Annotated in this window: 9 protein-coding genes; all 9 read left to right on the forward strand. The window is 20.5% G+C overall.

Features of this window, described 5'->3' with window-relative positions; genetic code table 11:
- A partial coding sequence (gene lysS, locus Q8777_RS01910; RefSeq protein ID WP_318749452.1) for a lysine--tRNA ligase occupies window positions 1-988 on the forward strand: 988 nt, incomplete at its 5' end.
- Between the two features lie 24 nt (window positions 989-1,012).
- Window positions 1,013-3,703 (forward strand): PHP domain-containing protein, encoded by a 2,691-nt coding sequence (locus Q8777_RS01915; RefSeq protein ID WP_318676349.1) that lies wholly within the window; start codon window positions 1,013-1,015, stop codon window positions 3,701-3,703.
- A gap of 44 nt (window positions 3,704-3,747) precedes the next feature.
- The gene (locus Q8777_RS01920) at window positions 3,748-4,197 is read left to right on the forward strand and encodes a hypothetical protein (RefSeq protein WP_318676350.1); all 450 of its coding nucleotides are present in this window, start codon (window positions 3,748-3,750) and stop codon (window positions 4,195-4,197) included.
- 26 nt (window positions 4,198-4,223) lie between these two features.
- Complete coding sequence (locus tag Q8777_RS01925) at window positions 4,224-4,856, forward strand: hypothetical protein (RefSeq protein WP_318676351.1); 633 nt, start codon at window positions 4,224-4,226, stop codon at window positions 4,854-4,856.
- 442 nt (window positions 4,857-5,298) lie between these two features.
- A complete protein-coding gene (locus tag Q8777_RS01930) occupies window positions 5,299-6,933 on the forward strand; it encodes a DEAD/DEAH box helicase (protein ID WP_318676352.1) in 1,635 nt (544 codons plus the stop codon).
- A gap of 362 nt (window positions 6,934-7,295) precedes the next feature.
- Window positions 7,296-8,678, forward strand: coding sequence for a TldD/PmbA family protein (locus tag Q8777_RS01935; protein ID WP_318676353.1), 1,383 nt, complete (start codon window positions 7,296-7,298; stop codon window positions 8,676-8,678).
- On the forward strand, window positions 8,678-10,006 hold the full coding sequence (locus Q8777_RS01940) for a metallopeptidase TldD-related protein (protein ID WP_318676355.1): 1,329 nt from the start codon (window positions 8,678-8,680) through the stop codon (window positions 10,004-10,006). The genes Q8777_RS01935 and Q8777_RS01940 overlap by 1 nt, the downstream gene beginning before the upstream one ends.
- Window positions 10,007-10,064: 58 nt before the next feature.
- A complete protein-coding gene (dnaX, locus tag Q8777_RS01945) occupies window positions 10,065-11,804 on the forward strand; it encodes a DNA polymerase III subunit gamma/tau (protein WP_318676357.1) in 1,740 nt (579 codons plus the stop codon).
- A 117-nt stretch (window positions 11,805-11,921) separates the two neighbouring features.
- Window positions 11,922-12,314 (forward strand): DNA-directed RNA polymerase subunit delta (gene rpoE / locus Q8777_RS01950; protein ID WP_318749453.1); only part of this gene is annotated, 393 nt, incomplete at its 3' end.

The following is a 12,314-nucleotide window of genomic DNA, read 5'->3' on the forward strand; positions in this document are numbered from 1 at the left end:
TAAAACCAGAAAAAGATTTTTAAAAAGAAGTCTTATTATAAAATTGATTAGAAAATTTTTTGATGATAATGGTTTTTTAGAAGTAGAAACACCTATTTTGAATGCTTCTTTTGGCGGTGCTGCTGCTAAACCCTTTATTACTCATTATAATGTTTTAGAATCGGATTTCTATTTAAGAATAGCAACCGAAATACCATTAAAAAAATTAATTGTGGGTGGGTTTAAAGCTATTTATGAAATAGGGAAAGTTTTTCGTAATGAAGGAATAGATGCTACTCATAATCCAGAATTTACAACAATAGAAGCATATTTAGCTTATGCTAATGTACAAGATATGATGGAATTAACAGAAAAATTTTTAAAAAAAATTTGTTTTGATGTTTTAGGTAGTTTAAAATTTAAATATCAGAAAAATTTAATTGATTTTAATAAATTTTATAAATATGATATGATTGACATTATTAAAGAAAAAACAAATATTGATTTTCGTAATATTAAAAGTTTAGAGCAATGTTTTGAAATTGCTAAAGAATACGATGTCCCAATAAAACCTTTTTATAAAAAAGGTCATATTATATCTTCTTTTTTTGAAAAATTTGTTGAACATACATTAATTCAACCCACTTTTATTTATAATTATCCTTATGTAATTAGTCCTTTAGCTAATAAAAAAATAAATGATCCAGATTTTGTTGATAGATTTGAATTATTTATAGCTGGAAAAGAATTAGTAAATTCTTTTACAGAATTGAATGATCCTATCGAACAAGAAAAAAGGTTCCAAGAACAACTATTACAAAAAAAATTAGGAGATATCGAAACTGAAGAATTAGATGCTGATTTTATTGAAGCTTTAAATTATGGAATGCCTCCTACTGGAGGTTTAGGAATGGGTATTGATCGTTTATGTATGCTTTTAACTGATACCCCTAATATTAGAGATGTTATTTTCTTTCCACATTTTTCTATTAATAAAAAAAACATATAACATTTTTATTAGAGGTTTTTTAGAATGAAAGGAATTTTTTACATTCAAAGTTATTATAGTCTTTTAGAAAGTATTCCTAGTTTAGAAGCTTTAGTTAAAAAATCTAAGGAAAATGATTATGATTTTCTTGCTTTAAGTGATAGTCAAAATTTATACGGGATGTTAGAATTTGTTTTTTTATGCAAAAAATACAATATAAAACCTATTTTAGGAATTAAAATATTTTTATCTTTAGAATTTATCTCTCCTAAAGCCCGGAATATTGGTCTTTTAGTTTATGCTTTTAATGATTTAGGAATTCATCATTTAGTAAAAATATCTAATTTAATTAATACTGGACAAAAAAAAATTTTTTTAGAACAATTAAAACAATTACAAGAAGGTCTTTTTTTTATTTTATCGAATTTAGATTTATTATTTTGTGATATTTATAAAAAAGATTTAATTAAATTAATTTTTCAAAAATTAAAATTAACTTTTAATGTATTTTTTTTTGGTTTTTCTTTACAATCTGATTATTTAGAGATGTTTGATGATATTTTTTTATCTGAAATAATTAAAGAATTAGAAATTTTAGTTATTCCAGTTCATAAAACAAATTTTTTGGAATCTAATCAAAAAGAATCTCATGAATTATTGTTAAAATTATTTCATTCGTATCAAAATAAAAAAGGAATATCGTTTCAATTTTTAAATAAAACAGATTTAGAAAAAAAATATAATTTTTATTATAATGATCAAAAATATAAAGATTTATTTTTAAATTTGTCTGATTTCATCTCTAGAATAGAATATCATAACTTTTCTTTTCAAGATCTTAAGTTTCCTGTTTTTAAACAACTTAATAAAAAAGATTCTTTTTCTTATCTTCAGCAAATATCTTTTGATTCTTTTAAAAAAAAAATTTCTGCTTTAGATCCAAAATTTTCTCTTTATAGAGAAAGGTTAAAAAAAGAATTAAAAATAATTAAAGATATGAAATTTGAAGATTATTTTTTAATTGTAACTGATTTGATTTATTTTGCAAAAAAAAAAAAGATTTTTTTAGGCCCTGGAAGAGGTTCATCTGCTAGTTCTTTAGTTTGTTTTTTTTTAGGAATTACTGAAGTAGATCCATTAATATATAATCTTCTTTTTGAAAGATTTCTAAATCCTAAAAGAAATAAAAAACCAGACATTGATTTAGATTTTCCAAATGATAAAATCCATATTATATTGGAATATATTTTTGAAAAATATGGTGTTAATTATACTGCTAATATAGTTACTTTTTCTACTTTAAAAAATAAATCTTTTGTAAAAAATGTAAATTATATTAATTACTTAAATAAAAATTTATTTTTAAAAAATCCTAATTTAGAACAAATGCAGATTATTTCTAAATTAGAAGGAATGCCTTATTTTAAAAGAAATCATCCTACAGGAGTTGTTATTAGTAATAAAGATTTATTACAAAATATTCCAGTTCAATTGAATTTAGATAACAGTTCACCTTTTAAATATCAGACTCAATTTAAATCTGAGTATTTAGAAAAAATTGGATTATTAAAAATTGATTTGTTAAGTTTAAAAAGTTTATATTTGATTGAAACAATTTTAGAAGAAATAAATAAAAAAAAAGAAAAAAAAATTAATTGGCAAAAAATTCCGTTAGATGATTATAAAACTTATCAATTATTACAAGAAGGTGATACTGATTATATTTTTCAATTAGATTCTATAACAGCTCAAAAAATTTTGAAAAAAATTAAACCTAAAAATTTTGAAGATGTAGTAGCCGCATTAGCTTTAAATAGACCAGGACAAATTCATTATATCGATTCTTATTCTGAAAATAAAAAAAATAATAAAAATTTGCTTGCTAATGATTTAGATTTAAAAAATTCAATTGGACATATTTTAAAAAATACATATGGTATTATTATTTATCAAGAACAAATTATGGAAATAGCTGTTCATATATCAGGTTATGATTTTAATGAAGCTGAAATTTTCATGAAATATATTATTCAAAAAAATAATAAAAATATATCAGAAGATTTTATAAAACAAGATTTTTTAGAAAATAGTTATAAAAAAGGATATTCTAAAGAATTATCTCAAAAAATTTTTAATTATATATTAAAATTTTCTAATTATAGTTTTAATAAAAGTCATAGTGTTTCATATTCTTTAATTAGTTATAGAATGGCTTTTTTAAAAACACATTATTTAATTCATTTTTTGAAAGTTATTTTGGATGAAGTACAAAATGATTTCGAGAAAACAAACAAAATTTTACAAAAAATAAAAAAAAAAAAATTAATCCAAATTTATCCCCCTGATGTTTTGATAAGCGATACGAAATATCAAATATTAGAAAATAAACTTATATTACCTCTTACTTTAATTAAAAATGTTAGTGATTCGATAGCTAATTTTATTATAAAGGAAAGAAAAAAAGATAAATTTAAAGATTTTTATGATTTTAAAAAAAAATGTTTTTCTATTTTAAATAATTCTTTATTAAAAGATTTTATTTTTTCTGGTGCTTTAGATCAATTTGGTTTAAATAAAAAAAACTTATTTCATGAGTCTAATTTAGAAGATTTAGAACATGAACAATATTTAATTAAATATAAGAAAAAAATAATATATAGCGAATATTCAAATTTATTTTTGCAAAAAGAGGTTATAAGAATTTTTGGTTTTGATTTAACTTCTTTAATTAATTAAAATTTTAATTAAAAGGAAAAATAGAAAAAGGTGAAAAAAATTTCATGAATATTTATAATAAATTTATTTTATTTTTTCAAAAAAAAAATGTTTTTCATTTGTCAAAAGATAATAAATATTTCCGATTTTTTGTTATTTTTTTGGGATTTATAGGATTATTGATTATTATTTCTTTTAATTTAAAAAGAGATGTTTATGACAAAAACGAACCTATAACATTTAAAAATGTTTTTCAAAAAAGTTTTATTGAAAAAAAACAAAATTTACATGATTCTGATTTTGATTCAAAAAAATCGGAAAAAACTATAGTCGGTCTAAAAGCAATGTGGATAGGAGTTATTATTTTTATTATTTATTTAGGCTTAAAAAAAGGTCTTATCGGTATTAGTTTGGGCACTTTTATTGGTGCTTGTTTTGGTATTTGGTTATTTATTTTATATCCTTCTTTTTTTTATTTCTTAGAATTAATTTATAAAAAAATTTTTAATGTCTAAAAATTATTTAATTTAAGGATTAATAAATGCAAAAAAAATTCTTAGAAAATATTATAATAATTTCTTTTTTTACAGGGATAGTTATTTTTATAGATTTTCTTTTTCGTTATCAATTTATAAAAATATTTTTTTTGATTAGTTATATTAAATTTCCCATAATAATTATTTTTTTGGGCGGTTTGATATTTGGTTTTAAAAATGTTTTTATAGTTTGCCTATTTTATAGTTTTTGGCATTTATTCAATTCTTTTTATTCCTTTTTAATTCTTTCTAAAACTTTGCAATTATCTAATATAAAAATTTTTTTTTCTATTCTTTTGGATTACATATTATGTGATTTAATTGTTAGCATTTCAGGTTTTTGTTTATTAAAAGAAACAAAAAAAATCATTTATAAAAAAATTTTTTTTGTTTTATTTTTAATCTATTTTTTAAGATTTGGTTTTTCATTAATTTCTAGTTATTACATTTATTCTGTGAAAGTTTTAGAATTAAAAAAAAAATTTAGTTATTTAGGAAATAATATTTTCTTTGCTGCTTTAATTTATAATTTGATTTTTTTTATAATTAATTTTTTCTTTGCTTTTCTTTTTGTTTTTATCTTGCTCTCTAAAAATAAATATTTTGTTAAAAAAATAAATAATTTTTTTTATTTCTAAAGATATATTTTTTAAATATTTTATTTATTTTTTTGGTTATAAGAATAAAAATTATTTTTTGATTTCATAAATAAAATGATGTATAATTAGTAGGATATTTGTTTTCTTAGAAATAGTAAAGGATTGCAAAAATATTGTTTTTTGATATTTAAACTTAAATATTTGTTATCTTGGTAATTATTTTTTTCAAAATGTTTAAAAAAAATTTTTCAAAAATTAAAATATTTCGATAATTTATTAATATTTGTTTTAAAAAAATATAAATCAGTGAACAATATAATTATTTTGCTTTAAATTTTGTTTAAATTTGTTTTTTTATTTATCTTATTAAAGATATTTAAATACAAAAAATAATTAATAATTAAATAATTCAAAAAAAATATTTTTAACGAAAATAATATATTTTTTTATTTTTAATAATATATATAAAAAGGAAAAAAGAATGAGTATTTTATTTAAAGATTTAAATTTATTAAAACAAACTGAAGATGTTTTAGAGAGGTTGAATTTTGCTAATCCTACTCCCATTCAAGCTTTAGTTATTCCAGAAATTATAAATGGTCATGATGTAATTGCACAATCGCAGACAGGAACAGGAAAAACATTTTCTTTTGGGATTCCGATAATTGAAAAAATAGATCCTCAATTACCAAAAATTCAATCTTTAATTTTATGTCCAACAAGAGAATTAGCTTTACAGGTTTTTTTAGAAATTAAAAAGTTATTAAGATTTAATCGTTTAATCAGAGTTATAGTTGTTTACGGAGGAGAATCTTATATTAGACAATTTAAAGATTTAGAAAATAAACCTCACATTGTTATCGCTACTCCAGGTAGAATGATTGATCTTTTAAATAAAAAAAAAATTGATTTATCTAATGTGAAAATTTTAACTTTAGATGAGGCTGATGAAATGTTAAAAATGGGGTTTAAAGAAGATTTAGAGACTATATTATCTCATGTTCCCCTTGAACAAAGACAAACAGTTTTATTTTCTGCTACAATGCCAAATACTATTAAAGAAATAGCATCTAAATATCAAAAAGAACCTAAAATCATTAAAGTTGCTCAAGATACAATTGCTGTCAAAGCAATTAAACAATTTTATTTTATAGTAAAAGAATTTGATAAAAATAAACTATTAGTGCGTCTTTTAGATCAAAAAAATCCTGATTCTGTTATTATTTTTGCTAATACCAAGAAAGATGTAGATAATATTTTTAATTATTTACAAGAAAGAGATTTCTTAGTAGATGCTATACATGGTGATTTGAAACAAAACCAAAGAAAAATTGTTATGAATAGTTTTAGACAAAAAAATATTAAAATTTTAGTAGCCACTGATGTTGCTGCTAGAGGTATTGATATTTCTGATATTACAATGATTATCAATTATGATTTGCCGCATGAAGATGAAGTTTATATCCATAGAATCGGAAGAACTGGAAGAGCAGGAAAAGAAGGAGTAGCTTATAGTTTTATTAGTTCTAAAAAAATATTTCAATTGAAAAAATTAGAAAGATATTTGAAAGACCAAATTATATATTTAAAAATTCCAACTATAGAAGAAGTCAAAAATGGACAAAAAGAATTTTTTAAAAACAAAATTTTTAATTTAATACAAGAAAATAAAGAAGAAAAGAAAGAATTACATCCTTTAGTTGACATTTTATTAGAGAAAAAAGATTCTAAAGAAATTATTTCATCTTTTTTAAATTATTTTTCACCTAGGAACAAAAATTATGAATATATCGCAGAATCGTTTATAAAAAGTAGTAATTATAATAAATTTAATAATTATTCTAATAATAAGTTAAATTATAATCAAAATAATAGATTTTCAAAAAAACCTATGAAAGAATTAGTTATTAATCTAGGTAAAGATGATGGAATAAATCCTTCTTTACTTTTGAAATTATTAAAGGAAAAATTTAATATTTATAGTCAAAATGTCGGCAATATAAAACATTTTTATGATAAAACCGTTTTTGAAATTAATTTAAATTTTGTTAATAGAATTAAAAATAATAATAATGTTTATTATGAAAAAAAACTTTTACAGATCCAATCTAAATAAATAAAAATAAAATTTTTAATATTGGTTTTGTTAAATATATAATGATAATTATATAGATAATGAAATCAAATTTTCTTTTAGTTTATATTTTTTTATATTAAGATATATTATTGAAATATATTTGTTTCGATAATATATTTTAATTTATTTAATTTTATTTTTTTATAAAATAAAAATTTTTTTTATTTTATATCTTTGCTATAATCGATATAGTTATTTTTTATTTTACTTTTTATTAATTTTATTTTATTTTTTCGATAAGTATAAGTTTTTTGAATATTTTTTTGTTTTCTAAACAAAAAACATTATAATATTTATTTTTTCAAAAAAGAATTAAAAAATATCAAAGGTTGGTTTTTTAGGTGTTAAACAAAAACGAAATTGAAAATATTTTACAAAGAGGTTTAAATAAAGGTTTTGATTTTGTTGAATTATTTTTTGAAGAAAAAAAAAGTAATTTTTTAAAAATTATTGATCAAGAAATATCTGCTTATGAACAACAATATATTTTCGGGTTAGGAATCCGATTATTAAAAGGATTATATCAAACTTATATTTATACTAATAAAGTTAATTATGAAAATATTATTTTTTTAATAGAAAAACAGCCTTCTTTTGATTCTCAAAAAAATGTTGAAAATATTATTATTTTGCAAAATTCTTTAAAAATTAATAATAATTTAAAAATTCCTTTTGAGAGTTGGAGTATTCATGAAAAAATTAATAAAATGATTAAATTATCAACAATTATAAAGGAATATGATAAGAGAATCAACAAAGCAATAGCTATTTTGAGAGAAGAACAACAAAATGTCTTAATTGCTAATTCTAAAGGTGTTTATCAAAAAGATTTTCGACCTTATATTATGTGTTCTATGAGAGCGGTTGCACAAGATAATCAAAGTATGGAAGATTTTTATGATAGCGAAGGTCGTTCTTTAGGATTAGAATTTTTTAATATTGTTGATTTAGAAAATAAAGCTAAAAAAATAGCTCAAAAAGCTGTTATGTTATTAACAGCTTATTCTATTAAGCCACAAAATATGACTGTTGTTATTAATAATGGAGTTGGAGGAGTTATTTTTCATGAAGCATGTGGACATTCTTTAGAAGCAACTGCTGTAGCAAGAAATCTCTCACCTTTTTGTAATAAAATTGGGCAAAAAATAGCTTCTGAATTGGTTACAGCTTATGATGATGGCACAATTGAAAACGCTTGGGGTAGATCAAATTTTGACGACGAAGGTAAAAAAACTCAAAAAAATCTTTTAATTGAAAATGGAATTTTAAAAAGTTATTTAATAGATTATCGTAATAGTTTAAAAATGAAAATGAAACCAACTGGTTCAGCTCGAAGAGAATCTTATAGATATTCTCCTACTTCTAGAATGAATTCTACTTATATAGCATCTGGTAAAGATAATCCAGAACAAATAATTAAAGATACTAAATATGGTCTTTATGCAGAAAGTTTTGGAGGTGGAACAGTTATCCCTGCAACAGGAGAATTTAATTTTATGATGAATTCTGGATATTTAATTGAAGAAGGAAAATTAACTAAATTAGTAAAAGGCATGATGATAATCGGAAAAGGACAAGATATTTTATTAAAAATAGATCGTGTGGGTAATGATTTACAATTGAGTCAGGGTTATTGCGGTTCTATTTCTGGATATGTCCCAGTTGATTTAGGACAACCGACTATTAGAGTACAAAAAATAATTGTCGGAGGAAGTAAAAAATAATGATTGATAATATAAATTATAATAAATGGTTTGAAAAAGCTTTAAAAAAAGGATTTACTGCTTTAGAAATTTTAACTAATGAAAAAAAAACAATGACTCTTAATTTAGAAGATGGTAAAATTAACGAAAATATTCAAAGTGATCTTTTAGAAGTAGTTATTAAAGGTTTGTATAAAAACAAAAAATCTTCTCTTTATTTAGAAAAGATAGAAGAATCTAAAATAGATGAAGTTTTGGAATCACTCAAAGTTCAAATATCAGTTTTAAATTCTAAGGAAAAGGATATTATTTTTAAAGGTTCTAAAAGTTATCCTGTTATTCCAGAATACAATTTTAATTTTTCATCAGTAGAATTAGAAAAAAAAAATAATTTATTATTTCAATTTGAAAAAGAATTATTAAATAAAAGTTCTTTTTTAAAAAAAATTGATTTTATTTCTTATAGTGAAGTTTTTTTAAAAGAAAAAATAGTTAATTCTGAAGGATTGGAATTAGAACAAAAAAATAGTTTTGCTAGTCTTTCAGTTGAATGTGTTTTTAAAAAAAATGAAGTAATAGAAACTATTAGTGATAATTTTCCAGTAAAGAAAATTAATGAATTTAATATTTCTGAATATGCTAAGAAAATTATTAATTTAGGAGAAAAAAAGATGGATTCTTGTTCAATTGAATCTAAGAATTATCCTACTGTTTTTTCAAATAAAATTTTTGCTAAACTTTTACAATCATTTAGCTCTATTTTCAGTGGCATTAGTGTTTATAGAAACTTAACTAAATTAAAAAATAAAAAAAATCAACAAATTGCTTCTTCTCAAGTTACTATTATCGATGATCCTTTAAACAAGAACGCTTTTTTTCAATATAAATTTGACGACGAGGGTGTTGCTTGTCAAAAGAAAACAATTATCGAGGAAGGGATTTTAAAACAGTTTATCCATAATTTAAAGACATCATTAATTTTCAAAGTTGAACCGACTGGTAATTTTTTTAATGATTCTATTTCAATGAGTAATTGTTATTTAAAAGAAGGTAAAAAAAGTTTAGAAGAAATTATTTCTTCTATCAAAGAAGGCGTTTATATTGATTTTTTAATGGGTTTACATGCGGGAATAAATACAATTAGCGGAGATTTTAGTTTACAAGCTGGCGGTTTCAAGATAGAAAAAGGTAAAATAACTTATCCTATTAAAATGATTATTGTTTCTGGTAATTTTTTTGAACTTTTATTAGATATAAAAGAAATTTCTAACGATTTATTTTTTAAAACTTCTGGATTTGGAAGTCCAAGTGTTTATATTGAAAATTTAACTATTGCTGGTCAAAATTAAGTTAAAATATATTAAAAAAATAAAATTATAAAAAAAGGATGAACAGTAAAAAAAAGAGATGAATTATATAGCCTTATATCGGAAATATAGACCCCAAAAATTTCAAGATTTTGTTGGCCAAAGTATTGTTGTTCGTACTTTAAAAAATGCTATTAAATATAAAAAAATTAATCATTGTTATTTATTTAGCGGCGATAAGGGTGTAGGAAAAAGCACTTTAGCTAAAATTTTTGCTAAATCGATCAATTGTCATCATTTTTTAGAAAAAGAAGATTGTTGCAAAAAAAATGATGACAATTATTGTCGTATTTGCGCTGATATTGATCAAGGAAAAATTTTAGATATTATTGAAATTGATGGCGCTTCTCATAGTAGTATTTATGAAATTAAAGATTTAAAAGATAAGTTATCTTATAAACCTAATTTTTTAAAATATAAAATTTATATTATTGATGAAATTCACGTTTTAACCGCTAATGCTTTTAATGCTTTATTAAAAATTGCTGAAGAACCACCAGATCATGTTATTTTAATTTTTATTACTAGCGAATTGAATAAAATTCCTAAAAGTTTTATATCTAGAACTCAATATTTTTATCTAAATTATATTTCTGATGAAGATATTAAATATAAATTAAGATCAATTTCTGAACATGAAAATATTCAAATATCTGAAAAAACTTTGGAAAAAATTTCTTTTTATTCTTATGGAAGTTTAAGAGATTCATTGAATTTATTAGATCAATTGCATTCTTATAATATTGAAAAAAAAATTCACGAACAAGATATTTATGAAATATTAAATATAGTTCCCGAAGAAAAAATAAAAGAATTATTTTATCATTTATTCCAAAAAGATATATCTCATCTTATTTCTTTTCTAGAAGATATTTTGACTCCTAAAATCAATTTAGTTAATTTTTGTAATGATGTTATTAGTTTTTTTCAAAAAATAGTTATCGATGATTTCAAAGAATCGCATCTCAAATCATCTTTTTTGGATAAATTTAATCCTTTAGAAAAAGAACAAATTTTAGATCAATTATTAAAATTACAAAATTATTTATCATCAACAAAACAAAAAAAAAATTTATTATTTTTTTCATTTATTCAAATTAACGAAATATTAAAAACAAAAAAATATTTACCTAATCATTCTATTTCTCAAAAATATAAATTTGTAGGTTCTTCTTTTGATATGAACAAATCTAATAACCAAAAAAATATTCCTCTTGTTAATAATTTAGAAAATAATTTTTCTGCTGTTAATTTCTCAAAAGAAAAAAAAACAACATTTAAAAAAGATTTTTTATTAAATATCGTTAATATTTTAATGTTTTCAAATGATAAAAAAAAAGATTTTCTCCAAAAAGGATGGAAAATTTTAAAAAATTATCATAATCCAGATTTAAGAAATTTAGCTAGATTATTATTTAACTCGAAATTATTGTTAATTAATAATAATAAAGAAATTCTGTTATCTTGTAAAAGTGAAATAGAATATAGACAATTTTTAATCAATAGCAATAGAATTAAAATAAAAAATATTTTAAATACTAAATATCCATTAATTAATGAATATTATGTAATCTTAGAAAAGGATTGGACAGAAATAATAGAACCTGTTTATTTGAAATTTTTACAAACTAAAAATCAAACAGACTTAAATTTAGATCATTTTCAAACTGATTTTTATGAAAAAAATTCAGTTTTAAGTATAGAAAAAAATTTCTCTGCTAATCTAAAATTAGCATTAGATATTTTTGACTATAAAAAAATAGTATTAGTTGATGATTGATAATGAATAATTTTTATATTTAAATATTTTTTTAATTGTTATCTAAAAAATAATTTAATAATTTTAAATTATTTTAATATAAAAAAAATATTATAATTTTCATATAAAGGAGTTTTTTTGGTTTTGCAAAAAGAGAATAAAAAAAATAGTTTATTAGATTCTATGGTTGATATTTCTTATCAAATTTTATATCAAAATAAAGAATCAATGAAGATCGAACAATTGATAAAAAAAGTTTTTGAAATAAAAAAAATAGACTTGAATAATAAAGAAAAAATTTCTCAATTATATTTAGATATTATTTTAAGTGGTCGTTTTGTTTTTTTAGGAAACGATTTATGGGATATTAAAACTAGTAATAATTTAAATTTATGGGATCAAGATTATTTTATAGATTCAAAAGCAAAAGAAGAAGAAATAGGAACAAACGATATAGAAAAAGAAATTTTGGATTTAGATGATTTAGAACAAAAAAAAGATGATAACATTGAAATTGAAGATGATAAAGAA

It is taken from the genome of Candidatus Phytoplasma stylosanthis, assembly GCF_032886435.1.
Taxonomy (GTDB): Bacteria; Bacillota_I; Bacilli_A; order Acholeplasmatales; family Acholeplasmataceae; genus Phytoplasma; species Phytoplasma stylosanthis.

What these genes read in the sequence shown, in the direction of transcription:
- Q8777_RS01915 (WP_318676349.1), top strand. Translation starts at nt 1,013, where the DNA reads ATGAAAGGAATTTTTTACATTCAAAGTTATTATAGTCTTTTAGAAAGT.
- Q8777_RS01920 (WP_318676350.1), top strand. Translation starts at nt 3,748, where the DNA reads ATGAATATTTATAATAAATTTATTTTATTTTTTCAAAAAAAAAATGTT.
- Q8777_RS01925 (WP_318676351.1), top strand. Translation starts at nt 4,224, where the DNA reads ATGCAAAAAAAATTCTTAGAAAATATTATAATAATTTCTTTTTTTACA.
- Q8777_RS01930 (WP_318676352.1), top strand. Translation starts at nt 5,299, where the DNA reads ATGAGTATTTTATTTAAAGATTTAAATTTATTAAAACAAACTGAAGAT.
- Q8777_RS01940 (WP_318676355.1), top strand. Translation starts at nt 8,678, where the DNA reads ATGATTGATAATATAAATTATAATAAATGGTTTGAAAAAGCTTTAAAA.
- dnaX (WP_318676357.1), top strand. Translation starts at nt 10,065, where the DNA reads ATGAATTATATAGCCTTATATCGGAAATATAGACCCCAAAAATTTCAA.